The following is a 24,443-nucleotide window of genomic DNA, read 5'->3' as shown; positions in this document are numbered from 1 at the left end:
TTGTCGCCGGATTTGGCTTTTCTAACAAGCTCTTCTATGGTAACCACCGCCTTTTTATTTGATTATACAGGTAAAAGGGCAGTGCTTGACCATTTTTTGACATAATGGAAAATATTGATTTTTAAGACCTATATTCAATAATGATATCCGGTATCTTACTCGATCTTGGATTTGTTTTTTCATCAGAATATCCAAGTGCAACAATCTCAACCAGTTCTTGCAGCATCCAATATTTTATTAAGAATGTCTATTGGTGTTTATTTAGATTTATACTTTTGTAGACTACTTCTATGCTCATTTAGTTCATCTTATTAAATTAGAATTTTCTAAAGATTTTGTATTGCTTGATTATCGTTTATAATATTAATTGCATTTTTTAAATACTGTAATCCTTGATTTATTTGTAATGTATACCAATTGTAATGTATCTGAAATAAGCATAAAGAAATATACATCATATAATGTATAGATTTGATGATTTCATTTGTTTTTTTAAAATTGCTACTAATATTTGACTCAACATTGTTGTGTAGTATCTGACTAAGACGAGAGTCTAGATTTGCAATATTTCTATTAAATTCTAGAACAAATGGTATATTATCAAGTTGTGGAAGTTTGTTGAATTCACCCAATAAATAATATCGTGTAGTTCTATTGCAAGTATCTGTATTAAATGTCTGTTTAACAATATTTTTATATTCATCTGCTTCTTTGCTCTTATTAGTTGCAATATCAATTTCTCCATTTGCTTTAAATGTTCTTGAAGCTGAATAACAATTTAAATAATTCATATATGCGTAATAAGGTTTCCCTTTAATATAAAGATTTAAAATGTCAGCATATTTTTCCAAAGATGACCTCATTATACAATAGATAGGACGCAAATCAAACTGATTAATATCTGGCATACTTTTTAACAAAAAAGTAATTGTGGAGTAATCGGCAAAAATTGCATTATTAAGCCAACAAAAATAATCTTGAGCAATAACTATATCATTCCATCGAATTCTACAAGTATCATTTCGTAATTGCCAAAGATTTGTTGTTGCTACATCAATATTTTGACATAATGAATAATTTAAATTCATAATTTTATAATACCTCCTAAAATTAATCTTATAAATTTAATATTTATATTACTGAGCCTTTAAACTGGAATTTTAGTTGAGTATTTCAATAGTTTTCAATTATACATTTTAGTTAATTGTGTTACAAATCAAAAGAATAGCACCTTCAAGACGTGATTCTTCTTGAAATACTCTTGCTCCATGTGCAACTAAATACTCTTTCCATGACCGATTTATGAGTTCATATATCCACAAGGACATATCCCCATGATTATGACAGTAACGAAGAAGATTATTGATAAGATTTTTGCTTAAACCTTTATTTCTCAGTGTTCCTTTTAATAGAATATTTGTTATTCTGATTTGTGCTTCACAATGTTCATGCTCTCTTTCATAAAAGAATTGTAAAACCATTTCTTTGTTCTCAAATCTAATTTGGTAAATATTATCTCCAACAATAAAACTTGTCACATTTAACTGTTCTACTTTTTGTGATTCAAAGTATATTAACAAATAATCTATCAATTCTTTATCAAATCTATCATTGTACATATTTCTGTCTCCCTTTCAAATTTACTATTTATAGTACTAACCTTTAAATTGGAATTTGTCTGCATGGTGTTATAAATATAATAGAAGTAAATAAATTCAAATTTTTCTATAATACTTATTCAATGCATACAAACTGATTACGAGTAGGAATAATAGTTTCATTTTTATCTGCATAATTTTATCAGCAATTCAATCGATGTTTTAAGCTCATCCTGCGTATACGTTTGGCCGGAATCAGGATGATCTATAGCATTGCGAATATATGTAGGCAACGTCTTATAGTTTGTGGTATTACCATGAGCAGTATGTGAAGAAGGCTTCCCATGCTTTAAAGGATCGTACGATGGGTGCATAGCAATATACTCATCACAGGCCTTTACAGAAGTTTTGTTTTCCTTACTTTGTAGATATCCATACAACTCAATGTGATAGTCAGTTGATACAATTCCGAATACCAAATAGTTGTTTTCTGCCGATGTAATAGTTGGAAGTACAGATGGAGCGGTTATCCTTTTCGCTTCAATATTGCCGGCATTTTGACTTAGAGCGATGATCAGAACATTGTCAGGATCATTCAGTGCGGAACGCAAAACATATTCGGAATGTGTCGCAATTATCAATTGTGCGGTTTGTATTCTATCATTTGTGAACAGATTGCGATAATATTGAAGGATTTTTTCCTGCCATTTTGGATGCATGCTTAATTCTGGCTCATCAATAAGTATTATACCTCCATTTAGGTTGTTGCTGTTCTTCAGCAAATGTGCACCACGGAAGACAATCTGCTTTTCACCAGTACTTAAATCATCCACGGAAATTTTTTTGCCGTTTTTTTCGAATACAATTTTTTTCTCATCTGAGGATGTATTATCAACTCCTACGAACTTCATGATATCGAAAAAGTCATTAAATGCTTTTTCAAATCTGTACTTTTTTGAGGATTTCTGAAATTCTGGAAAGGATATGTCAATTCCAGCTTTGGTTATATTCATCCAATTTGAGTTGTCTTGAGTATCGATGTCAACAATTAACTGCTTGATAAATGTAAAATCTTCTTTGCTATCTTCTTCATATTTGTCTTCATCTAATTGTTGCATGGTAGTTGCAGTAATTTTTTGCGTTCTAAAACCAGAGCGCGCTTTCGAATACGCACATCCATAATGACGAATATCAAAAGTATCCCTATCAATATTAGGTTTGTTATTGTTTCTATTGCTATATATTCCTATCTCAGTACCATCATTCTCATTTTTTCTTAAGTGAAAGCCCATCATAGGATTATCCTTTGGTGTTATCAAATACGGCACACCATCAACCACATATCGAATATATTTGAACGGCTCTATTGAACCAAGATTGAGGAATGCTCCCAATGTTTCCAGGATTGTTGTTTTTCCGGTACCATTCTCGCCTGCCAATAAGATTGTATTATAAAGTGTTCCATCAGGTTTTGAAAAATCAAGTTCCAAATTATCTAATACATAGTGATTATTCCATTTAACATTTTTAATCATTGCTCCACCTATTCTTTCTTATGTTCTTATTCGAGTATAAATCTAAATTTACCATTATTGCTATAATGTGACCTTTTAAAATTGTCAAATTACTATTTATAATACTTAGTCTTAAGTTGAAATTAATAATCAACTTAAAATTGAAATTTATTTGCTACATTGACGTTAAATATAAATATTCATAAAAACTCAACTGCAAATTGGAATCATTACTTGAAGTAGTTGTGAAGTCCTGTAAGACCAAATTGGGAAATGTCTCCTATATAGGAACAGTCTAATTCATAAGAACACCATACACACTTTATTGCTCCCACCCATTCAATATGTTCACTTATAATTTGTTCACCTGTTTCTTCATCAATATCATACTCATCATTCGAATCTTTAAAACTAATTATACTTTTTTCTCCACATACAGGGCATATATCCATATAATCATGCAAGTATTCTTTTGGAATTGGAATCTCGAATTGTGCCGAAGCTAATATTTTCTGTTTAATTAAATTTTTCTGCCCTTTAGAATAAATCCACAATTTTTTATTTTTTGAGGTTTGATTATAAGCAGCACGACCAAGCTCCTTAAGTAATGCTATTTTTTTGTGATTAGTTTCAGGCTTCTTACATTCTTTAATTATTTCTTCAAAAGGATCAATACCACAATGGAGTAATGGATATCTCCATTTTTTATCAAGACCCTTATAATAAGGATGATTAAATATATCTTGAATAATTGGGAAAATTTCTTTACCAATGAAGTTGTCCAACTCCTCAAATTTAAGTATAAATCGGCCTCGGTGTACAGCCATATTTCTATATTTATTTAGTTTTTTTAAAGCGTTATATTTTTGCTTAATAAAATCAAACGAACCATCAGGATATATTTTAGTAACAAGTTTTTTTATTCGGTCTAGTGCATCCGAAAATTCAACAGAATTGACGCCATCTGTATTTGTGTCAATTTTGTGTATCAAATCATATAGAGGTTCTATTGAATCCTTGTTTTTATACGTTGTTATTAAGAGTTCACTATCATGTGCCAATAAGTCTTTTATAGTGAGTTCAAAGAAATGTTGAAAAAAAACAATGCAGTCAATATAATATTCAAAGTACATGGCTGGATACTGGCTATTATTATTATCATCTGAATCTCTTATAATTACGTTGCGATGAATACCTTCGTATGTGCTAAAAAAAGATACCATTGCTCGTTTTAGTGAGATAATACCTAATGGATTGATTTTATAATTATCTAGTGTTTCAATAAATTCAATTCTAAATCCCTCATTTGTATTCATTTTTATAGTATAGACCTCCTTTTCATTAACATTAAACGTGAACTTCATCCAAGTTGACATTATATAAGTAATTTGTAGTTCAAAACTGCACAACAAATTACCATTTATGAATATTCTTATATAATAAATCAAACACTAACACCATAATAACACCATTTAATACAAGAATGAACCAAAAAGTATAAATTATCCATCATCCCATCCAAGCAGCTTCCTCTCAAGTTTCTTAAAATCATACTGCCTGCACTTCCCCCCATGATCCCGCATATTCTTATACTCTTTAACATCATTGGGAGTCTTCAAGCCTTTCTTTCTCCAGTTCTGCAGTATTCTACCAACGTAGTTTATATTCCTGGCATTGTACTTTAAAGCCTCCTCAACTGCAAGGATAATCACATCGCAATCTATAACACCGCTCCACATACGCAGTTTTTCTTTCTCAGCTTCCCCTGCAGGGTGTATGTTCTCCTCAAAAAATGTCAGCACAGTACTATAGGCGTCAAAAGGTACAGGTTCATCTGCACTCTTATTACTCCTTACTTCTTGCTTATTATTTATTATTTTTTGTTTATTACTTATTACTTCTTTACTTATAGGCTCCTTGTAAGCCCCTTCCAAGGGGCTTGTAAGGGGCTCTTTTAATTCTGTAGGTTCATTTTCAGAATCAGCAGAATTCTCTATTTCTATTCCATCAAAAATATTTTCAACATCCAGTTCTTCATTAAGACACTGTTTATAAAATAGTGAAATAAATTCTTTATTTTTAACACTTTTAAGCTCTCTATTGACACATTTTACAGCATTTAAATTATTTGGTTTATTGTATTTAATCCAGTTTAAAATCATTATTTCTTTTGTTTCATCCAGGTAGAATATCTTTTTATACTCCTGAAATCTGAGAAGCAGTTTGTCCACTGTTTCCCTGTTGTAACCCGTCTGGGTTTCTATAATTCGCTTAGGAAGCTCATAAATACCACATTGTGTAGTGTTCGAATTAGTCATCAAGTATATGTAAAAAAATTTTTCCTCGGGAGTTAAATCTAAAACAAATCCATCATTCCAGAAGTCAGTATGAACCTGTCTGTATTTAGCCATATAATAACCTCCTCATACTTTGCAAAACGTTTTCTCAGACTGCCTAGCCGTTGAATTCAAAATCCTTAACGTTATTTTTGATCCACTGTATTAGCTCATATTTTGGTATTCTTATTTTCTTAGGTCCAAGTCTAAGTACGGGAATTTTCTTTTGATACACCATTTCGTAAGCGGAATTCCTTCCTATCCTAAGTACGCCGGCCATTTCTTTAACTGTCAATAATACTGGAAGTTCTTTTAATTTTTCTTCTACCATAAATTGATCCCCCTCATAAGTATAGAAGTTATTACTCTAAAAAAATTTTTTCTATAGTAGTGTTAAAAAAACTAGCTATTTCTCCAGCTTCTTTAATAGTAAAATTTCTAAGTCCGAGCTCTTTGCGGCTGTAACATGAGATACTCATGTGAAGCATATTTGCAAGATATTTTTGAGTTATGTTATTGCTGGTTCTAATCAATTTCAACTTATTATTCTGTTTCATAGGCTTCCCCCAAAATTATTTATACAGGAAATATATCATGAATTTTAACTTTAAATGCTTTAGCTATAGATTGTTGGCTTCTTTTTCTGGGATAATTTTTACCATTTTCCCAGCTCCAGTAGACTTTTTGATTTGTATTGCATTTTTGGGCTGCATATTCCTGAGTCCAGTTATTAACTATTCTCAGTACTTCTAATTTTTTGTTCCATGGTAAACCAGTTAATGTATCAATAGACATATATACACTTCCTTTACATAGGTTAAACGTTATTTACGTTAGCCATAATATAACATTATTTTTATATATATTCAATACTGGAAATTAATTAATTGGAGTCTTTTTTCAAAATTATCTGAAAAATACTTTTTATAACGTCTATTTACGTTGAATTATTGACATATTAACGTTATAAACGTATAATGTTAATAATATTATACAGATAAAAATATAGTGTTCATGATTTTATACAGTGTGCTGGTTAAATTTCAGAACTATTGAAAAATTTGCGTTTAGTTTTTTGTAGAAGAAAATTCATCTCTTGTGAGCGTATATTTTTAATGTTATAAATCAACTAGCACATCAGGTTAACAAATAGGTTATTCATAGGAGGTGGATATTTTAATGTTAAGTAAAAGGGATCTAGGAAAACTTATAAAAGAGGCAAGAAAATATAAATCTGAAAAAATAAATAAACTTTATACACAGCAGATGCTTGCTAATGATATAAAAAAATCTCAAAGTTATATTGGTGACCTGGAGTCGGGGAGGACTTATCCAAGTTTTGCTTTGCTAACTCAAATAGCAGATGCCTGTGGTGTTTCAATAGGCTTTTTTCAAGATAAGAATTCTATAAACAGTGATATAGATAAATTTATAAAAATGCAGCTTAGTAATACTAAAGACTCCGAAGTATTAAAAATAAGAGAGCATTTAAAAAGGGATCCTGAGGTTAAAATTAACTATATATATGACTATATTCACAATTCAAATAAAGAATTGGACAATGCTCAAAAGGATTTTCTTAAAACTTCAGAAGAATGTGTATGTTTTATGCTTAAACAAAATCCTATGATAAAATTTTTGGGAATTGACATAAAGAAATTAAAGAAGGAAGATATGTATAATCTAGTAGAGGATGTTATAAATCAATTAAAGCTTGTAAGTTATAAGTATAAAAAATAATGCAATGGACTTTATTAGATTTAATTCTTAATAGAAGTATTTTAGATAAATATAATGATTTTCATGAATAAAGTCCCTCGGTAAATCAAACACTAATACTAATAAAAGGTAAGGGGTGAGATATTATGCCTGGCGGTAATATAAGAAAGCGGGGTAAAAGATATAATGTAATTGTTGAGGTAGAAAGAAATCCAGTTACAGGAAAAAGATTGCAAAAAAGTATTGGTGGGTTTAAGACAAAGAAGGAAGCTGAAAAGGCTTTAATTGAAGCGGTATCAAATATAAATAAAAATGAGTTTATATTTCCTGAAAAAACACTTGTAAAAGATTTTCTAACACTGTGGCTTGATACTTATGCTATAAATTTATCGCCTACAACATACAATGGATATAAAATGATAATAAACAATCATTTAATTCCATCCATCGGAAATAAAGAGCTCCAAAAGCTTCAGCCGCTCCATATACAGAAGTATTATAATGAAAAACAGAAAACACTTAAGGGGAAAACCCTTCTGCAGCATCATAGAGTTTTAAGAAAAGCTTTAAATTATGCCTGGAAGATGCAGCTTATAAGCAGAAATCCAGCAGATATGGTAGATGCTCCAAAAGTTCAGAAATATAGGGCTGTAGTTTTGGAACCTCCTCAAGTAAAAACACTTTTAAGTGCTGTAGAAAACACCAGGTTTGAAATTCCTGTTAATTTAGCTCTGGCACTAGGCCTTAGACTTGGAGAGGTTTTGGGACTCAGGTGGTCTGATATTGATTTTGAAAATGGTATTATAAATATAGAACAAACACTGGTAAGGGCAGGGACTAAGCTTATATTTAAAGAACCTAAAACGGAAGAAAGTGCAAGGAGTATATCTGCTCCTCAGGAACTTTTAAAACTTCTAAAGCAGCATAAGAAAAATCAATTGGAACTTAAGGTGCGTTCTTATGGTGAATATGAAAACAAGCATAATTTAGTGTGTACGAGGGATAATGGCCAGCCGCTTAATACATCTTCTTTTTCCCATGCTTTTGGTGATTTTATAAAGAAGGTTGATATACCTCATATCAGGTTCCATGATTTGAGGCACACTAATGCAACATTGATGCTGCTTTCTGGTACCGCTCCTAAAGTTGCATCTTCAAGGCTTGGACACAGTACTATTGGTATAACTATGGATTTGTATTCTCATGTACTTAAGGATATGAATAAAGAGGCAGCGGATAAGTTGAATGATGTTATATATAAATAATTAGAAACCAGTACGCCTATGGTAAGTACTGGTTTCCAATAAAATCACTAATCTTTAGGTTTTATTCCTTATTAATATCTTTAATATATTTAACAAGTTCGCCTATTTTTGTATTTGAATTACTTTCAACGATAATTCTACAATTTTTCTTTTTACCGCCATTGTAAGCCACCTTTAAGATATGGAATAGCTCCATATTTTCCTTGTAAGTATCCTTTTTCAATTGCAGCATCTTTTCTAACTGGAAAATCATCTAGTGAATATAAATCTGTACTATTGTCTTCTTTCTTTTCAGTAAACCATATTTGATCTCTTCTGAAAATATCCTGATCTAAAAGGTTGGTATCATGAGTTGAAAAAATAAGTTGAGCATTTTTTGTGTTTATTTCTTTATCGTGAAATAGTTCTACTAAGAACCTTGTTAGTTTAGAGTGTAATCTTATATCAAGTTCATCTACCACAAGCGTTGCTCCTGTATCTAATACTTCAATCCACGGACCAAGAAGTCCAAAAAGTTTTTTAGTTCCATCTGATTCCTCATCCAAATCAAATTCTACCAGTTCTTCTGAGTTATTCATTTTATGAAGAGTACTAATGTTAAAAAGTTTATTTGAACTATCCAAAAGCTTGGATTTTGCATCTTTATTTAAATATTTTAATATTGGATCATCCTTTGCATCAACTTCAATTTCTGTGAATTTTATATCTTCAATATCACTAACTACGGTTTTTAATAAGGATTTAACCCTCTTGTTAATAGATTCATTTGATTTCATTAAATCCATTGTTAATTCTTGTAGATCACTGTGATGAATAAGAACAATTAAATTGTCATTAAGCCATTTAAATGGTATTTGAGCTTTATCATATTCCCATAAGCTTGCAACTGCAATAAAAAGTTTATTTGGTGAATTAAATTTATCTTTTATTGCAGTTTGTTTTTCTATATCATTAGTAAACTTATAATTATTAGTATTTTTTCTTTCAAAAATTATTGTCTGCCTTCCATTTGGATAATAGTAAAGATACTCATCAATAACTTTTTCAGATGTAGCTGAAAAACCATAAGCATACTTTATACCTTCTGTCTTAAATATAATATCAAACTTACTTGGACTATCAAGGCATGAGCTATCAAGTTTAAATGGTTCAACTTCAATTTTTTTACCTTGCTGCATTTCATGTGATTTCCCTAAAAAATCAGTTAAAAAACTTATTGCTTTTATCACATTTGTTTTTCCTGATGCATTAGCTCCATATATAGATGCTATTTTTAATCCATTTAGGTTTTTATCTGCATTTTTAATAATATTGTTTTTGTGTGAGGTGTCTTTTGAAGCTAACATACTAAGCGTTACTTTATCCTTTATAGAGAGGAAATTCTGAGCACTAAATTCTATTAACATATTATTATCCTCCAGTATTTTCTTTCAGTTGTTTGGTATGCTTTTTATATAATATTATGCATAGTTATATTGTATCTATAAATATGTGATAAAACCACAAAATTTATAAATAAAACATTAAAATATATAGATTTATTTTATAAACTTATATACAAGACGTTGTATGGTCACTATATTTATATTAAGATAAACTTTTAATTCTTTAAATAAATATGTTGATTATAAGCCACAATAATTTGAGCTTAATTTTAAATAATTCCTATTCCATTTTTATCTAAAAGATATATTCTCTAAAAAAATAAAAACCCTTTAATAAATGAATATTATGATGAATTAGAACCATGTGTGTACTGATAGAGAGCCATCAGATAAAATTCGAAAGTATCCGATTAAAATTATAGCAGTAGCCAGGGCTTTTATTTGAGTGTAGGAAAGACTAAAGCTTGGTCACTGTTTCAGATCAATAAATAATTAAACTTAAAAGAAGAACCGAATGCGTTCAGTTCTTCTAAGTATAGACTGCAGGTATCTCTTATAATTTTAAGAATACTGTACTCTTAGCTAAATGTTTCTTATATCATCCCAAATTAAAGAGTGGCAAAATAATCCCTATCAAACTTATCCAAATAATATTTCCTATCTCCATAATTATTTATTACATATTCTATATAATCACACACTTTAATATAATCTGATTCATATAAGTTTCTGCCTTCTTTTATTGTCTTAAATTGAAGTGTAATTGGTGCTTTCATTAAATTTATAGTATCAATATTTTCTATTTTAAGTACATCTGTAATATCACAGGCAAAATTCATTTCCTCTAAATCATTTATATCTTTATCAAAAAGTATAGCAAAATCAATGTCACTATCTTCTCTTTGATATTCAGTCCCATAAGAACCTACTATCCATACTGCTAAAATATCAGATTGCTGACTAAAATATTTTTTTAAGTTCTCTATTTTATTTTCTATATTTAGCACATTAGTACCTCCGGTTTTTAAGTTGTTTTTCTAAACTCAATTAGAAATTAATATTTTTAACTATAGTTTTAATGAAAACTTCAAAGTCCTTCAAATTATTTTGTGTTATTTCATAGATTATTTCATTGTTAACGTCAAAATACATATGAACAATTCTATTTCTGAATTTTGCCATAGCAAAGTAAGTATTTATATATTTCTTTTCAATAATGCCTTGGTTTGCAAGTATCTCAAAACTTTCCTTATTAGTTTCTGGCCTTCCCCATCTATTTCTAGCTATTATATGATTGCTTATATCAAGCATTGCTTCAATTGTTACTTGTAATAGGTACTTAGCACTATCTACATTCCTAAAATCTTCTATGAATATATACTTATCAATCTTTTGTAATTTGTTTAATTTTTCTAGATTACTCTGCATAAACATTATCTTTTGCTTTATTTTAGGTAAATCGACATTATTAATCATAAATTATCCCCCTATGTATCTCAGTTCAATAAGTACACAAATTAAGATTACTTTTTTTAGTATATCTCAAAATGTATTTTTATTTTAAAATATACAAATACGTATCTAGGCTTCTATTTACTGCTGCAACAACAATACCTATGAAATCCTCTAAATTATTTTCAACACTTGCTTTTTCAAGAGCACTCATATATTCATTTCTGTCTTCCATTCTTATAACAGTGATTGGATATCCACATCTCATAAGGATTAAATTCATAAGTAATCTTCCACATCTGCCATTTCCATCTATGAAAGGATGTATAAAAGTAAATTTATGATGAAATTCTGCTGCAAGCTTTATAGGATGCAATTTATTTTTATTTTCGTCATACCACTTGATTAAGTCTTCCATTTCTTGTGGAACTAAGAAGTGCTCTGGAGGTCTATGTTTGCTGCCGCTTATGAGTACATTCACATTTCTGTATCTTCCTGCATTTTCATTGTTTATAGTTTTAAGAATAATGTAATGTAAGTTTTTTATAACACTTTCAGTAATATCTATATTTTTATCAACTATATCTTCAATGTAGTCCATAGCTTCTTTGTGATTAATAACTTCAAGATGTTCTCTAAGAGTTTTTCCTTTTCCAATAGTGATTCCATCTTCCAAAATAACTTTAGTTTCAGTGATTGTAAGGGTATTTCCTTCAATAGCATTTGAATTATATGTAAGTTCCACATCAAAATACTCTTTCAAATTTTTAATAGCAGTTTTATCAAACGGTCTCTTACTATCAAGTATTTTTTTCTTTTTATCTATCTCTTTAATCATAATATCCCCCTTACAAACAAAATTGTTATTTATAAAATACTCTTAAGCGTATTATACCATACAAAATTTATATTTATGGTAAAATATGAATATCTCGTAATTAGTATTATCAACTTTACTGAATTTATTTAACAAGTACTAAAAAATTTTTTCTATAACTATATTATATCCACTTTTCTTATTTCACTAATTTATATAGAAGTCTAAAAATAGATGATATAACACTTGTAAGTGAAAAAAGTTTAGCAAAGGATTGGCTTGATCCGGAGGATGATTCTGAAGAATTAAGCTTTTTTTCAGAATTATATGGAGTTAATTTAGATGAATTAATGTAACTAAATAAACAAGGGTTTGTGGGAGCATTCACAGGTCTTTATATGCATGAAGCTGTAAATAGCTCTTTAAAATATTTCTAAGCAATTTGTAGTACACAGGTGAAAGGGTGGACATGCTTCTAATACTCGGCCAAGATATGAGTATTATGTAGAATTTGCTTATATGGCCGGCATTACAAGGCAAGTCCACCCTATATAAAAAGTTATACTCATTTTGTAAATATAAGTAATAATATGGATTTATATGATATAATTAGGACATGATATCTTGTTGTATAGATGTGTAGTGGATTATGTTTATAATTAGAAGTTGGAATTTTATATAGTTATAGTAATTATGTGAAGTTCATACAGTATTAAAAATGTAAATAAAATGAAATAACAGCAAGTAAAATCAAGCAGTAATCTCCCTATTTCTTTATAATAAATGTAGGACGATTGAAACGAGGTGAACAGACGAATGTACGAGTGGCAGAAGCAAATTCAAATAATCGTTGATGAAATTGACAGATGTATTAAAAATTATAATGATGAAGCCTTGACACTACGCTTTCTTTCTCGCAAGCTGGGTTATTCCGAATTTTATACAACTAGAAAATTCAAAGAAATATCGGGTATGCAATTTAGGGATTATCTGCGGCATAGAAAATTAGCCTTTGCACTAAAAGAGGTTCGAGATAGTGAAAAAAGCCTTTTGGATATTGCCTTTGATTATGGTTTTTCATCACATGAAGCTTTTACTAGAGCTTTCAAGGGAACATATGGTGTAACTCCAAGTGAATATCGAAAAAAGCCTAAGCCTGTCATTCTTCGTACAAAAATAAACCCTTTTGACCGCTACTTTTTAGGATTGGGAGAGATTGGTATGATGAAATCTACAGCTGATGTTAAAATTTATTTTGTAACCATTCCCGCACACAAATTTTTGCACATTAAAAACTATGAAAGTAATGGGTATTGGGATTTTTGGCAAAAGCAAAGCCTTATTCCGGGACAGGACTGCGAAACAATTTGCGGCTTACTCGATAGTATCAAGGGCAAATTGGATGATGATGGTGGGAGCGAATGTAACAGCGGCAGCGGTCAGATTATGGCGTACATTAATGACCCGGATGGCAGACTCTGTGATTGGGGGATTCCACGTACAGAGTGTTATGGTGTACGTCTTCCTTTTGATTATAAAGGCGAAGTACCACCACAAATGCTTATGATTGATGTTCCTGAAGCCGAGTATATTGTTTTTGAACACGGGCCATTCGATTATGAGCAGGAAAATCGTAGTGTGGAGGAAAAGATTGAAAAGGCAATGGCAACTTTTGATTTTGCAGCCACTGGTTACTGCTTTGATACTTCCCCCGGTAGAATAATTTACTTTTATTTTAATCCGGAACGGTTTTTTAAGTATATCAGACCAGTACGGAAGTAAATAAAATCGACTGCCTACCAACTATTGTTTCTAACAAGAAAACCAAACAGGAAATAACAAATTCCAATTTAAGGTTGAGTAATATAAATACTAATTTTGAAAGGGGGATAAGATATGCCTTCTAGTCAAGAATATTTATATTTTAGTGAGTAAGGATGTGATAAAAAATGATATTAAAAACTGATAGACTAATTTTACGTCCTTGGAAAGATGAAGATGCACAGCAGCTATATAAATATGCAAAAGATCCCAATGTAGGGCCTATAGCAGGGTGGCCTATTCATACTGATGTTGAAAACAGTCGTCAGATTATTAAAGATGTTCTTTCTGTGAATGAAACTTATGCGGTTGTTTTAAAAGGTAAGGATTTACCAATTGGTAGTATAGGACTTATGATTGGTGAAAAAAGCAACATGGCTTTAAGAAATGATGAAGGTGAAATTGGTTATTGGATTGGTGTTCCTTATTGGGGACAAGGGTTAATTCCAGAAGCAGTTAATGAGCTTATGAGACATGGTTTTGAAGAACTTGGACTTAAAGTTATTTGGTGCGGGTATTTTGATGGTAATGAAAAGTCTTGGCGTGTTCAAGAAAAATGCGGTTTTCAATATCATCATACAGAAAAAAACATAGAATGGAATCTAATGAATGATATTAGAACAGAACATATTACTTGCATTACAAAAGAAGAATGGTACAGCAGACTATAAGTGCAATACAAATTTACAAATTTCAATTTGTCTGATTGAACAAAGTTGGCATAATGGGTGCTTTGGCTAATGCATATATTTCTAAATCGGTGACATTATCCATATAATTAGTAATTAAAATTAGCATTTTGGATTGTTATATATCCAATCCGTCCTTATACTTACCCTGTAAAGGGCATGTATAAGATGGACTAGCCCTGGGATTGTTAAAGGTGCCAGACGTGCGTGAAAAATCCAATTTAATTAAATGCTTTGTGCGCAGTAGGATTGACCCCAGAGGAATACACCGGCAGTACAGTTAAAAAAGGAACTTCTTACGATTTATTAAGGAAGCACTTTATCCGCAGAAAGCTTTCCGTTTATTTTTGTCTTTGGACAAGCCATTGATTTGAACGCTGCAGGGGAGAGACTGCAATTTAGAGAGTGTGTATTTCAGAGATTATTGAGGTATAAAATAAGTGAAAAAGAAAGTGCTTGTCTAAAGCTTCCATGCGAGGGAATCCGAGCCTAGTATAAGACCGAGGAGCATTACTTCCTGGGTTTGGGGCGGAGCATCCAATTAAAATTAAAGCCACTGGCCAAGCTTTTTGTCTGAGTGAGGGAAGAGTTAAAGCTTGGCTAGTACTACATAAAAAATTTGGTTTACGAACATAAAAACATCGTAAAATTTTTTGAAATAATATGGCGTTTCGGTAAATTATTCACTTTTTAATTGTTACGTTAAAATTAAATATTAAGGCATACTGTATATAAATATTATGTTCATGGTCTTACTGTTATAGAAATACTGAAAAGTGAATAGTTATGATATCTCTTGAAACAGCAACCAATTGTGCTATAAATAATTACAATAAGCCTAACTTTGAGTCTTTTTCTGTAATTATTCTTATTGGCTTACATGGATTACCATATGCAATATAGTTATCTGGTATATCTTTTGTAACAACACTGCCCGCACCGATAACTACATTATCTCCAATATTAACGCCGCCACAAACCACAACATTGCAAGCAATCCAAACATTATTTCCAATATGGATTTCCTTTGCATATTCGGACACAGACACATGGCCGTCCTCATATTTCATGGCAATTCTCTCTTCTGGAATAAGTGGATGCGAGCTTGCCATAAGGGAAACATTGGGTCCCATCATGACATTATCACCAATATAGATTTTACCATCATCTAAAATTGTAGCATTAAAGTTTGCAACGAAATTTTCACCAATAAACGTATGGCACCCATAGTTAAATTGTATAGGACCTTGAAAATAGTATTTTTGCCCGATTCTTCCCATAAATTCTTTTATGATTGGCAGGCGGCTTTCATCATACTCATCAAGCAAATTAAATTTCTGGCATAGCATATGTGTCTTATGCTTAATATCTAGAAGTTCTTTCTTACGAGCATCAAACAGTCTGCCAGCAAATATTTTTTCTTCTTCCGTCATAAATTACCTCCTATAAATAATAGATTTAATTTCTCTAATTTTAAGCTGAAATTTTTATTTTATTTAGATAGCATTTGTACTACATTTAAAGTGTAAAACATTAAAATATTTAAAACAATTACTAAAATATTAATGTGGGCTAGTACAGATTTATAGGCGAAATCATTTTGACATAATAATATAAAGAAGGTTGACATCACTTTTATGATACCAACCTTCTTTATACTGGTATTAATTTATCCAAACAACCTATTCTATATATTAACTCCAACAATGCCATCAACTGCAAGCCCGCTGTCTCTCTGAAAACCCTTAACAGCCTCCAGGGTACTCCCTCCCAAAAATCCATCAGCACCACATCTTCCAACACTGTAACCTTTGCTCATAAGTTTTTCCTGAACAGCTTTTACATTGTTGTCCTCCAAATTAGAATTTATTCTTATAAGATACCCAGGATAAATTAACTTACACCCGCTTCCTGCAGACTCATTTTTTATCCTATCCAGCGGAAAATTCTCTCCAGGGCAATCCGCAGAATAAAGCTCCCTGTGACCATATACTTTACTTATTCCATACTTACTTAACGTGGAGCGGGTTAATTCTAATAATGCACTGTATTGAGTTTGACCCATAACCGCAACATTGAAATCTCTTTCAGCACATATTCCTATGGATCTGAAATTATATCATGGACAGTGAGTACCTACAGCCTTTTCACTTCTTCACGTATATACATTACCATCTTTCCTCACAAGATAATGATAACCGCAGCCGCACCATCCATTTTCAAGGTACCACCTGTGGATGTCCTCTATGCTGCACATCAAATTTTATCTGGCCTTTTAAAAGGGCATTGAAGTTATTTACTATGGAATTTGTACAGTAAGTTGTAAAAGAGCGGTGGCTGACCATTTTTTGACATAATGAAAAATATTGATTTTATGATAAAAGTTTACTATTAATTTATTTTATCTCCATAATTATAATAATCATCTACACTCATAGATCTAGAACTTAAATATGTAAAATTTCCACTATCTAAATTAAATTTCCATGAGTGTATATAAAACATAAAAGTTTCTGCATTATCATAAAGAGAGGTTTCAAATATATTATCTTCTGTCTGATTAAAGAAAAGACTTCTAGAATTACTTGTTAAAACCTCATTAGAATCATTATTATTAGGATCTAGAAATTTTGCTTGATTAAGTTTTCCATCTTTTATATAATACACTTTTACATAAGAAACATTCGTGCATCCAGGTATCCCTATTAAAAGAAAATCTGGATTTCCAGTCTGAGAATTTTGATGAACTCTGACTAACTTTCTACTTAAATTCATCCTAATTTTATTATCTTCTGAATAAGAACCATTATTTATATTATTACTACTAATATTATCATATATATCAGGTGTATCCTTACCCTGTTTTGCCACTGCTATTTTAAAATGATCTTTACCTATCGTATCTCCTTCTGACGCGCCAGCCCATGGTAAAGACCAATCATCATCTGAGTTAAATGATGCTTCATTGTTTATAGTTTTAAGAATAATGTAATGTAAGTTTTTTATAACACTTTCAGTAATATCTGTATTTTGTTCAAATAATGATTGCTAAAATATGTTATGAGTTTGGTTATTATTATAAATTATAATACTATAGTGGTATCATATATAAAATTCAAATAATGGTTTATGATTGATACTGTACGTAGTAAAATGTTTACATAAAGTATTATTGTTAATTTACCATAAAGTCTAAAAGAAGCAATTAAATAAACTCCGATCCATATTTAACCTTAGGCTAAAGGATAATAGGTTAAGGCTAATATAGACGTTTAGGGTGTGAAAAGTAATTTTTATGCCTGCTATTTTGCAAAGGAGTTCATATTCATATAGGTAAACTATGCCTATTATGAGTATGAACTTTTTATATTATCAAAATATTTTTAATTTTTATTTTATACAAAAAATATATAAGTATATTATTACTCAAGTTATTTTTAAAGATACATAGAAATTTGAGTGATAATGATTTTTAGTTTCTACCGAGCCCTGAAATAAAAGGGGTGAGAGTTATGATTACGCCTATTTATAAAAAAGAAGGAGTGGAATTATTAATGGAAAAAAAGGTATTAACTGTATGTCCTTATTGCGGTGCTGGATGTCAACTGTATCTAATTGTTAAAGATGGACAAATAGTAAGAGCAGAACCTGCTAATGGAAGAACAAATGAAGGAACTCTTTGTCTTAAAGGACGCTATGGTTGGGATTATCTAAATGATCCTCAACTTCTAACTCCACGTATAAAAAAACCTATGTTAAGAAAAAATGGTAAATTAGTAGAAGTAACTTGGGATGAAGCTATTAAGTTTACGTCAGAAAAATTAACAGAAATAAAAAATAAGTATGGTGCTGATTCTATAATGACTACAGGCTGTTCTAGAGGTCCTGGAAATGAGACAAATTATATAATGCAAAAATTTGCACGTGCTGTAATAGGTACAAACAATGTAGATAACTGTGCTAGAGTTTGTCATGGTCCCTCAGTAGCAGGATTAGCTACAGTACTTGGAAATGGTGCCATGTCAAATACTATTCCTGAAATTGAAAATGCAGATTTGCTTCTTATATTTGGATACAATCCAGCAGAATCTCATCCTATAGTTGCTAGAAGAGTAGTTAAAGCAAAGGAAAAAGGAGCAAAAATTATAGTTGTAGATCCTAGGGTCACAGAAAGTGTGAGAATATCTGATCTTTGGCTTCAATTAAAAGGTGGTACAAATATGGCACTTGTAAATGCATTTGCCAATGTACTACTTAATGAAAATTTGTATAACAAAGAATATGTTGCTAATTATACTGAAAACTTTGAAGAATATAAATCAATTATACAAAAATATAATCCAGAATATGCAGGGAAAATAACAAATGTCCCTGCTGAAGACATAAAAAAAGCCATGAGAATGTATGCTAACGCAAAAAATCCAATGATTCTTTATGGTATGGGGGTATGTCAATTTGGTCAAGCTGTAGATGTAGTTAAAGGTTTAGCTGGCTTAGCGTTAATGACAGGAAACTATGGCAGGCCTAGCGTTGGTATAGGTCCTGTAAGAGGACAAAATAATGTTCAGGGCGCTTGTGATATGGGTGCTATTCCTAATTGTTACCCTGGATATCAAAAGGTTACGGATAAAAATGTTAGAGAAAAATTTGAAAAGGCTTGGGGAGTAAAGCTTCCTGATAAAGTGGGATATCATTTAACAGAAGTGCCTGAGTTAGTTTTAAAAGAAAATAAACTGAAAGCTTATTATATAATGGGCGAGGATTGTGTTCAAAGTGACCCAAATGCAAACGATGTAAGAAAAGCTTTAGATAAATTGGAACTTGTAATAGTTCAAGATATATTTATGAATAAAACAACTTTACATGCTGATGTAATACTTCCGGCTACTGCTTGGGGAGAACATGAAGGTGTATACAGTTCTGCTGATAGAGGTTTTCAAATATTCCGAAAAGCTGTTGAACCAAAGGGAGATGTTAAACCAGATTGGCAGATAATTTGTGAGTTAGCTACTGCCATGGGATATCCTATGCATTATAATAATACAAAAGAAATATGGGATGAAATGAGAAGTCTTTCTCCAAAATTTGCTGGTGCTAGCTATGAAAGAATGGAAAAGTTAGGAGGAATAATTTGGCCTTGTCCTTCTGAAGATCATCCTGGAACTCCTGTGCTTTATGAAGGAAACATTTTTAGTACACCAAGTAAAAAAGGTATTTTATTTGCTGCAGAATGGAGACCTACACAAGAATCTCCAGATAAAGAATATCCATTAAGTTTATGTACAGTTAGAGAAATAGGTCACTACTCTGTAAGAACAATGACTGGTAATTGCCGTGCTCTCAAGGCACTTGAAGATGAACCAGGTAAAATTCAAATGAGTTTGGAAGATGCTGAAGAACTTGCTATAAATGATGGAGATCTAGTACGAGTAAGTTCAAGAAGAGGTTCTGTAATGTCAAGAGCCTTAGTTACAGATAGAGTTCGTAAGGGTAATACTTATATGACTTATCAATGGTGGATTGGAGCTTGTAATGACCTTACTGTTGATAACTTAGATCCTGTATCAAAAACACCTGAATATAAATATTGTGCAGTTAAAGTGGAGGCAATAAAGGATCAAGATAAAGCTGAAAAATGTTTATTAGAAACATACAATGAATTACGTAAAAAAATGGGAGTAAAAAATATGTAGCATTTAGTGAAGTCGAACACTTGTTATATACAAAATATATATTAAGAAAGGAATAAATATAATGAATACTTTTGTTGTTGCAGATCCTAACAAATGTCTAGGATGTAGAACCTGTGAGATAGCTTGTGTAGTAGCTCATTCCGACAAAGATATATTTACATCAGAAAGCACTGAAATTGAATTTTATCCACGTTTGAGTGTTGTAAAAACAGCTAAAGTTAGCGCACCAATTCAATGTAGACAGTGTGAAGATGCTCCTTGTGCTAACGCATGTCCAAATAAGTGTATTACGAATAAAAACGGAGTTGTCTTTATAAATAAAAGCTCTTGCATAGGTTGTAAAACTTGTCTTATGGCATGTCCTGTAGGTGCTATTGACTTAGTTCCTGAATTTAATAACGGAAAAAAGGTAGTGCAACATGGCCTAAAAGTTACAGATGATGGTAAGTTATGTTTTAAATACAAAATGGTAGGTAATAAGTGTGATTTATGTAATGGCAGAGAAAAGGGACCAGCTTGTGTAGAAGTTTGCCCAACTAATGCATTTAATATAGTTAAATCTGATGAGCTTCATGAATCTATTAAAGAAAAAAGAAAACAGAGTGCATTAAGATTAACTAATATAGGTTGATCCGTAAATTTTGTGATTTAAAAAGGGAATGGGTATAGATTTGTGTAAAAACCAAATCTATACCCATTCCTGATTTAATTATTAAAAACATTAAGTGCGGTTTCTGATAATATATAGTTATTTCAAATTTTTTTATAATTATATAATCTGTGAAACCTTCTATTTGATAATTTAGTACATTATATATTAGGGAGTTTACACAGATTATTTTATACCATCTAAAATTAAAGTTATTGTATACACTTTATAATAAATTTAAATATTGTTAAAAGTTCAATAGTTACTTTATATAAGTAATTGTTTATTTTTAACATAAACATTATAATACATATAGTTACCACGAATACCACATATACATGCATATATAAATCCCACGAATCCATATGTAAAAAAGGATAACATAATTGCTAATAGTGGTGATACCCATACACCTTTTGTTAGTGCCCATAAGGCACCGAATAAAAATGCGAACCAATTCCAACATTCCTGGCAAAATTGGTTACCATTTAAAGGCTTACAACCACAATTTGTACAATATTCAGCCTTATCATTAATTTTTGAACCGCAATTTCGACAGTACATAGTGTCCACCTTTCTATTTTAATTTGAAATATTATATTATAATAATAACCTATTTCTTATTTTTTTCTATAGGCATGAAGTTAAGCTAGTTGTTTTCCACATACAGGAGAAAGAGGGATAATTCAATAGTCTTTGCTGTTTCAATAATACTATAAATTACTGCACTAGCTTTAGTTCTCCTTGGACTTCTACTAAACAGCCAATTTTTTCGGCATAATTACTATTTTCTGTCTTTCTAAGCTTTTATATTGAAATTTGTTTTATGCTTAATAAGAAAATAGGCAGAAGAAATGGAATTAAATGAGAGAAGGATGGATTACTTTGTTGCTGAGATGTTATTAGGAAATGGGTATAAATATTATTATTCAATTGAGCTTTAATTCCAAGTTTTTTTATATATGTTCCAATTTTATTCTAGCATCACTTCAATATTCTACTAATAAGAGAGGCAATGAAATTTTTGATTTTTCCTATATGCACCTTATAATAATAATTTTCTTTCCTATTCAACCATCCCTTATTACTCCAAAATTTAAAATCAGCACAATTTTGTGGTGCCTTTGAAAATGACCTTTGCTGCATTTTAAAAGTTAAAAGTTTAATAAATGACGGCTTTATAACTTCTGTATTAATTATTTTACTGTAGAACAAATCCACTTGTTTATTTAATTTTTTCATTTCTTTCATTGACTTTATATTATCTCTTTCATGCAGTGGAGCATAAGTTAATCCAACTTTTCCACAGGTTATAAATCCCATTGTGCCAATTATAGCCAATATGTTCATATCTCTTTCCACCATGTATTTACTCGTTAATAATTTTACAATTTGTAAAATTGATAAATTTTGTCTATATATTTTCATTATATCATGTTTTGTGGATACCCTCTATACTACACGCTTTTTAACCTGCATGGTGGAGCACAATAAAAATATTATTTTTATGCTTACAGCTTACTATTTAATTGGTTTTATCTCCATAATTATAATAATCATCTACACTCATAGATTTAGAACCTAAATATGTAAAATTTCCACTATCTAAATTAAATTTCCATGAGTGTATATAAAACATAAAAGTTTCTGCATTATCATAAAGAGAGGTTTCAAATATATTATCTTCTATCTGATTAAAGAAAAGACTTCGATGCTGTGGAGAAGGTTAAGATGTATCAGCCGTCACTTGCTTGTCGTATCTACAATCAATCTCCAAGGCACTACTTAGAAAAAATTGTAGACGTCATAAAAGCTGGAGGTGGTATGCCTGCGTGCCATTTTGATGATACCCATATCAAAATGATGCTTAGAAAGGTATATAGCTTTGAAGATGCTAAGGATTATAGTCTGATGGGTTGTGTTGAACCTCAGAAAAGTGGAAGAGTACATCAGTGGACAGCAGGAGGTTTTACGCAGTGGCCTATTACAATAGAGATGGCCATGAATAAAGGTGTTTTAAAATCTTATGGTGATAAACAATGGTTAGATACAGGTGATATTGATGAGTTTAAAACCTATGAGGATTTTGAAGGTGCGGTAAAAAAGCAGCTTGATTATTTAATCCATATTAATTGTAGAGGTACTGTTATAATAGAAAAAGTATTTAGAGATGTGACACCTACACCATATATGTCTATTTTTATGGATGGTTGTATGGAAAATGGTAAAGATGTAATGGCAGGTGGTGCTGTTATGTATGAAGGGCCAGGCACAATATTTGCGGGACTTGGAACTTATGTTGACAGCATGGCAGCCATAAAAAAATTGGTTTATGAAGATAAAAAATATACTCTTTTTCAGATTAAAGAAGCTATGGATGCTAATTGGAAGGGATTTGAACAGATTCATAGAGATTGTTTAAATGCACCTAAGTATGGTAATGATGACGATTATGCAGATATGATTGCAAAAGAAATTGTTGATTATACTGAGCAAAAGATGAATTCATACAAATCACTTTATGCAAGGCAGATTCATGGAACATTATCTCAATCATTCAATACTCCTCTTGGAGAAATGATTGGAGCAACTCCTGATGGAAGAGCTGCTTATGCACCACTTTCTGATGCAATGAGTCCTTCACAGGGAGCAGACCAAAAAGGACCAACAGCTATAATAAAATCAGTATCTAAGATAAATGTTGAGTCCATGAGCTTAGGTATGGCCCATAATTTCAAGGTAAGCAAAAATTTTCTTGATGGAGCTGAAGGAAGAAACGCTATTATTACATTATTAAGGACAGCATCAATAATGGGCAATGGACAGATGCAGTTTAATTGTGTAGATAATGCAACTTTAATCGATGCTCAGAATCATCCTGAACAGCACAGAGATTTAATTGTACGTGTTGCAGGATATTGTGCATTCTTTGTAGAGCTTTGCAAAGAAGTTCAAGATGAAATCATAAGTCGAACTGTACTTGGATAATTTTAGAGCCATACTAGTTAGGAGGTAAATTAATATGAAAGTAAAAATTAATGAAGGTTGTATTGGCTGCGGCTTATGTGAAGGAACTTGTCCAAAAGTTTTTTCCATAAAGGATGATGGAAAATCTCATATTGATAAACAACCAGATCAATCAGATCTAAGTCAAGTACAAGATGCTATAGAATTATGTCCCGCACAAGTAATTGAATTGTCTAATTTGTAGAGCTTTTTAGTGTAAGCCAAAAATAATACAGTGTATTTGAGAATACTGTGTGAAAAGTAGAAAGCAGCTGAATTTTGCAATGATAGAATCCATGGAGCTTTTGTCGCCGGATTTGGTTTTTCTAACAAGCGCTTCTATGGTAACCACCACCTTTTTATTTGATTATACAGGTAAAAGGGAAGTGATTGGCCATTACTACAAACTACCCATTACTTATAGATCATGTACTAAGAGAAGCTAAGTTTTACTTAAGGTTGTAAAACTATAATGCATACATGTTTTATTTAAGAATAT

Annotated in this window: 25 protein-coding genes, 2 pseudogenes and 1 riboswitch; of the genes and pseudogenes, 9 read left to right on the top strand and 18 right to left on the bottom strand. The window is 31.0% G+C overall.

Annotated features, from left to right (window positions below):
* Positions 1 to 326 precede the first annotated feature (326 nt).
* From CLRAG_RS01675 to CLRAG_RS01640, 8 genes are all read right to left on the bottom strand, one after another.
* Complete coding sequence (locus CLRAG_RS01675; RefSeq protein WP_065076778.1) at positions 327 to 1,088, bottom strand: hypothetical protein; 762 nt, start codon at positions 1,086 to 1,088, stop codon at positions 327 to 329.
* A gap of 108 nt (positions 1,089 to 1,196) precedes the next feature.
* A complete protein-coding gene (locus CLRAG_RS01670) occupies positions 1,197 to 1,619 on the bottom strand; it encodes a hypothetical protein (protein ID WP_065076777.1) in 423 nt (140 codons plus the stop codon).
* A 164-nt stretch (positions 1,620 to 1,783) separates the two neighbouring features.
* Positions 1,784 to 3,133 (bottom strand): AAA family ATPase, encoded by a 1,350-nt coding sequence (locus CLRAG_RS01665; RefSeq protein ID WP_065076776.1) that lies wholly within the window; start codon positions 3,131 to 3,133, stop codon positions 1,784 to 1,786.
* A gap of 209 nt (positions 3,134 to 3,342) precedes the next feature.
* The gene (locus tag CLRAG_RS01660) at positions 3,343 to 4,428 is read right to left on the bottom strand and encodes a hypothetical protein (protein WP_065076775.1); all 1,086 of its coding nucleotides are present in this window, start codon (positions 4,426 to 4,428) and stop codon (positions 3,343 to 3,345) included.
* 186 nt (positions 4,429 to 4,614) lie between these two features.
* Positions 4,615 to 5,523 carry a DnaD domain-containing protein gene (locus CLRAG_RS01655; RefSeq protein ID WP_065076774.1) on the bottom strand — a complete coding sequence of 303 codons (909 nt, stop codon included), beginning with the start codon at positions 5,521 to 5,523 and terminating at the stop codon, positions 4,615 to 4,617.
* Positions 5,524 to 5,566: 43 nt separating this feature from the next.
* Entirely contained in the window at positions 5,567 to 5,779 is a 213-nt protein-coding gene (locus CLRAG_RS01650) for a helix-turn-helix domain-containing protein (RefSeq protein WP_013239881.1), read from the bottom strand.
* A 31-nt stretch (positions 5,780 to 5,810) separates the two neighbouring features.
* Positions 5,811 to 6,005, bottom strand: coding sequence for a helix-turn-helix transcriptional regulator (locus tag CLRAG_RS01645; protein ID WP_065076773.1), 195 nt, complete (start codon positions 6,003 to 6,005; stop codon positions 5,811 to 5,813).
* A gap of 19 nt (positions 6,006 to 6,024) precedes the next feature.
* Positions 6,025 to 6,243, bottom strand: coding sequence for a helix-turn-helix transcriptional regulator (locus CLRAG_RS01640; protein WP_065076772.1), 219 nt, complete (start codon positions 6,241 to 6,243; stop codon positions 6,025 to 6,027).
* A gap of 384 nt (positions 6,244 to 6,627) precedes the next feature.
* Between CLRAG_RS01640 and CLRAG_RS01635 the strand changes: the two genes are divergently transcribed.
* Both CLRAG_RS01635 and CLRAG_RS01630 read left to right on the top strand, forming a co-directional pair.
* Positions 6,628 to 7,188 carry a helix-turn-helix domain-containing protein gene (locus CLRAG_RS01635; protein WP_065076771.1) on the top strand — a complete coding sequence of 187 codons (561 nt, stop codon included), beginning with the start codon at positions 6,628 to 6,630 and terminating at the stop codon, positions 7,186 to 7,188.
* Between the two features lie 125 nt (positions 7,189 to 7,313).
* Positions 7,314 to 8,432 carry a site-specific integrase gene (locus tag CLRAG_RS01630; RefSeq protein ID WP_065076770.1) on the top strand — a complete coding sequence of 373 codons (1,119 nt, stop codon included), beginning with the start codon at positions 7,314 to 7,316 and terminating at the stop codon, positions 8,430 to 8,432.
* Between the two features lie 152 nt (positions 8,433 to 8,584).
* Here CLRAG_RS01630 and CLRAG_RS01625 read toward each other — a convergent pair whose 3' ends face one another.
* The 4 genes from CLRAG_RS01625 to CLRAG_RS01610 form a co-directional block, all read right to left on the bottom strand.
* The gene (locus CLRAG_RS01625) at positions 8,585 to 9,838 is read right to left on the bottom strand and encodes an AAA family ATPase (protein WP_065076769.1); all 1,254 of its coding nucleotides are present in this window, start codon (positions 9,836 to 9,838) and stop codon (positions 8,585 to 8,587) included.
* Positions 9,839 to 10,425: 587 nt separating this feature from the next.
* A complete protein-coding gene (gene mntA, locus CLRAG_RS01620) occupies positions 10,426 to 10,824 on the bottom strand; it encodes a type VII toxin-antitoxin system MntA family adenylyltransferase antitoxin (protein ID WP_065076768.1) in 399 nt (132 codons plus the stop codon).
* A 40-nt stretch (positions 10,825 to 10,864) separates the two neighbouring features.
* Positions 10,865 to 11,293: a type VII toxin-antitoxin system HepT family RNase toxin gene (gene hepT, locus CLRAG_RS01615; protein WP_065076767.1), complete on the bottom strand. Its 429-nt coding sequence runs from the start codon at positions 11,291 to 11,293 to the stop codon at positions 10,865 to 10,867.
* A 79-nt stretch (positions 11,294 to 11,372) separates the two neighbouring features.
* The gene (locus CLRAG_RS01610; RefSeq protein ID WP_065076766.1) at positions 11,373 to 12,107 is read right to left on the bottom strand and encodes a Fic family protein; all 735 of its coding nucleotides are present in this window, start codon (positions 12,105 to 12,107) and stop codon (positions 11,373 to 11,375) included.
* 795 nt (positions 12,108 to 12,902) lie between these two features.
* Between CLRAG_RS01610 and CLRAG_RS01605 the strand changes: the two genes are divergently transcribed.
* Positions 12,903 to 13,868, top strand: a complete 966-nt coding sequence (locus CLRAG_RS01605) for a helix-turn-helix transcriptional regulator (RefSeq protein ID WP_065076765.1) — start codon at positions 12,903 to 12,905, stop codon at positions 13,866 to 13,868.
* A 167-nt stretch (positions 13,869 to 14,035) separates the two neighbouring features.
* Positions 14,036 to 14,578 (top strand): GNAT family N-acetyltransferase, encoded by a 543-nt coding sequence (locus CLRAG_RS01600; protein WP_065076764.1) that lies wholly within the window; start codon positions 14,036 to 14,038, stop codon positions 14,576 to 14,578.
* 845 nt (positions 14,579 to 15,423) lie between these two features.
* On the opposite strand, the gene CLRAG_RS01595 is transcribed toward CLRAG_RS01600, so the two are convergent.
* The 4 genes and pseudogenes from CLRAG_RS01595 to CLRAG_RS01585 all read right to left on the bottom strand — a co-directional run bounded on the left by CLRAG_RS01595 (position 15,424) and on the right by CLRAG_RS01585 (position 17,467).
* Positions 15,424 to 16,029 carry a sugar O-acetyltransferase gene (locus tag CLRAG_RS01595; RefSeq protein WP_065076763.1) on the bottom strand — a complete coding sequence of 202 codons (606 nt, stop codon included), beginning with the start codon at positions 16,027 to 16,029 and terminating at the stop codon, positions 15,424 to 15,426.
* Between the two features lie 254 nt (positions 16,030 to 16,283).
* A complete protein-coding gene (locus CLRAG_RS21300) occupies positions 16,284 to 16,454 on the bottom strand; it encodes a peptidoglycan-binding domain-containing protein (RefSeq protein ID WP_338030816.1) in 171 nt (56 codons plus the stop codon).
* Positions 16,455 to 16,556: 102 nt separating this feature from the next.
* A pseudogene (locus CLRAG_RS21295) lies at positions 16,557 to 16,703 on the bottom strand (peptidoglycan recognition protein family protein); the annotation flags it as partial.
* Between the two features lie 284 nt (positions 16,704 to 16,987).
* Positions 16,988 to 17,467 carry a hypothetical protein gene (locus CLRAG_RS01585; RefSeq protein ID WP_065076761.1) on the bottom strand — a complete coding sequence of 160 codons (480 nt, stop codon included), beginning with the start codon at positions 17,465 to 17,467 and terminating at the stop codon, positions 16,988 to 16,990.
* Between the two features lie 331 nt (positions 17,468 to 17,798).
* Positions 17,799 to 17,930, top strand: a riboswitch (molybdenum cofactor riboswitch).
* 220 nt (positions 17,931 to 18,150) lie between these two features.
* On the opposite strand from CLRAG_RS01585, the gene fdhF reads away from it, so the two are divergent.
* Positions 18,151 to 20,289, top strand: coding sequence for a formate dehydrogenase subunit alpha (fdhF, locus tag CLRAG_RS01580; RefSeq protein ID WP_065076782.1), 2,139 nt, complete (start codon positions 18,151 to 18,153; stop codon positions 20,287 to 20,289).
* 61 nt (positions 20,290 to 20,350) lie between these two features.
* The gene (locus CLRAG_RS01575) at positions 20,351 to 20,920 is read left to right on the top strand and encodes a 4Fe-4S dicluster domain-containing protein (RefSeq protein WP_065076760.1); all 570 of its coding nucleotides are present in this window, start codon (positions 20,351 to 20,353) and stop codon (positions 20,918 to 20,920) included.
* 285 nt (positions 20,921 to 21,205) lie between these two features.
* Here the strand turns inward: CLRAG_RS01575 and CLRAG_RS01570 are convergent, their stop codons facing one another.
* Both CLRAG_RS01570 and CLRAG_RS01565 read right to left on the bottom strand, forming a co-directional pair.
* A complete protein-coding gene (locus tag CLRAG_RS01570; protein WP_065076759.1) occupies positions 21,206 to 21,502 on the bottom strand; it encodes a zinc ribbon domain-containing protein in 297 nt (98 codons plus the stop codon).
* A gap of 420 nt (positions 21,503 to 21,922) precedes the next feature.
* Positions 21,923 to 22,288, bottom strand: a complete 366-nt coding sequence (locus CLRAG_RS01565) for a hypothetical protein (protein ID WP_242872073.1) — start codon at positions 22,286 to 22,288, stop codon at positions 21,923 to 21,925.
* Between the two features lie 360 nt (positions 22,289 to 22,648).
* Here CLRAG_RS01565 and CLRAG_RS01560 point away from each other — a divergent pair.
* From CLRAG_RS01560 to CLRAG_RS21355, 3 genes and pseudogenes are all read left to right on the top strand, one after another.
* Positions 22,649 to 23,926, top strand: a pseudogene (locus tag CLRAG_RS01560) (pyruvate formate lyase family protein); the annotation flags it as partial.
* Between the two features lie 34 nt (positions 23,927 to 23,960).
* Entirely contained in the window at positions 23,961 to 24,149 is a 189-nt protein-coding gene (locus CLRAG_RS01555) for a ferredoxin (protein WP_065076758.1), read from the top strand.
* Positions 24,150 to 24,334: 185 nt separating this feature from the next.
* A complete protein-coding gene (locus tag CLRAG_RS21355) occupies positions 24,335 to 24,409 on the top strand; it encodes a DUF2935 domain-containing protein (protein ID WP_083985492.1) in 75 nt (24 codons plus the stop codon).
* Positions 24,410 to 24,443: the final 34 nt, after the last annotated feature.

This window comes from Clostridium ragsdalei P11, from assembly GCF_001675165.1.
Lineage (GTDB): Bacteria > Bacillota > Clostridia > Clostridiales > Clostridiaceae > Clostridium_B > Clostridium_B ragsdalei.
This window is presented reverse-complemented; position numbering and strand designations above follow the sequence as displayed.

Coding starts and splice junctions, on each gene's coding strand:
- CLRAG_RS01660 (WP_065076775.1), bottom strand. CDS start 4,428: ATGAATACAAATGAGGGATTTAGAATTGAATTTATTGAAACACTAGAT.
- CLRAG_RS01570 (WP_065076759.1), bottom strand. CDS start 21,502: ATGTACTGTCGAAATTGCGGTTCAAAAATTAATGATAAGGCTGAATAT.
- CLRAG_RS01675 (WP_065076778.1), bottom strand. CDS start 1,088: ATGAATTTAAATTATTCATTATGTCAAAATATTGATGTAGCAACAACA.
- CLRAG_RS01635 (WP_065076771.1), top strand. CDS start 6,628: ATGTTAAGTAAAAGGGATCTAGGAAAACTTATAAAAGAGGCAAGAAAA.
- CLRAG_RS01575 (WP_065076760.1), top strand. CDS start 20,351: ATGAATACTTTTGTTGTTGCAGATCCTAACAAATGTCTAGGATGTAGA.
- CLRAG_RS01625 (WP_065076769.1), bottom strand. CDS start 9,838: ATGTTAATAGAATTTAGTGCTCAGAATTTCCTCTCTATAAAGGATAAA.
- CLRAG_RS01670 (WP_065076777.1), bottom strand. CDS start 1,619: ATGTACAATGATAGATTTGATAAAGAATTGATAGATTATTTGTTAATA.
- CLRAG_RS01650 (WP_013239881.1), bottom strand. CDS start 5,779: ATGGTAGAAGAAAAATTAAAAGAACTTCCAGTATTATTGACAGTTAAA.
- CLRAG_RS01600 (WP_065076764.1), top strand. CDS start 14,036: ATGATATTAAAAACTGATAGACTAATTTTACGTCCTTGGAAAGATGAA.
- hepT (WP_065076767.1), bottom strand. CDS start 11,293: ATGATTAATAATGTCGATTTACCTAAAATAAAGCAAAAGATAATGTTT.
- CLRAG_RS01555 (WP_065076758.1), top strand. CDS start 23,961: ATGAAAGTAAAAATTAATGAAGGTTGTATTGGCTGCGGCTTATGTGAA.
- fdhF (WP_065076782.1), top strand. CDS start 18,151: ATGGAAAAAAAGGTATTAACTGTATGTCCTTATTGCGGTGCTGGATGT.
- CLRAG_RS01565 (WP_242872073.1), bottom strand. CDS start 22,288: ATGAACATATTGGCTATAATTGGCACAATGGGATTTATAACCTGTGGA.
- CLRAG_RS01640 (WP_065076772.1), bottom strand. CDS start 6,243: ATGTCTATTGATACATTAACTGGTTTACCATGGAACAAAAAATTAGAA.
- CLRAG_RS01595 (WP_065076763.1), bottom strand. CDS start 16,029: ATGACGGAAGAAGAAAAAATATTTGCTGGCAGACTGTTTGATGCTCGT.
- CLRAG_RS01605 (WP_065076765.1), top strand. CDS start 12,903: ATGTACGAGTGGCAGAAGCAAATTCAAATAATCGTTGATGAAATTGAC.
- CLRAG_RS01610 (WP_065076766.1), bottom strand. CDS start 12,107: ATGATTAAAGAGATAGATAAAAAGAAAAAAATACTTGATAGTAAGAGA.
- CLRAG_RS01665 (WP_065076776.1), bottom strand. CDS start 3,133: ATGATTAAAAATGTTAAATGGAATAATCACTATGTATTAGATAATTTG.
- CLRAG_RS01630 (WP_065076770.1), top strand. CDS start 7,314: ATGCCTGGCGGTAATATAAGAAAGCGGGGTAAAAGATATAATGTAATT.
- CLRAG_RS01645 (WP_065076773.1), bottom strand. CDS start 6,005: ATGAAACAGAATAATAAGTTGAAATTGATTAGAACCAGCAATAACATA.
- CLRAG_RS01655 (WP_065076774.1), bottom strand. CDS start 5,523: ATGGCTAAATACAGACAGGTTCATACTGACTTCTGGAATGATGGATTT.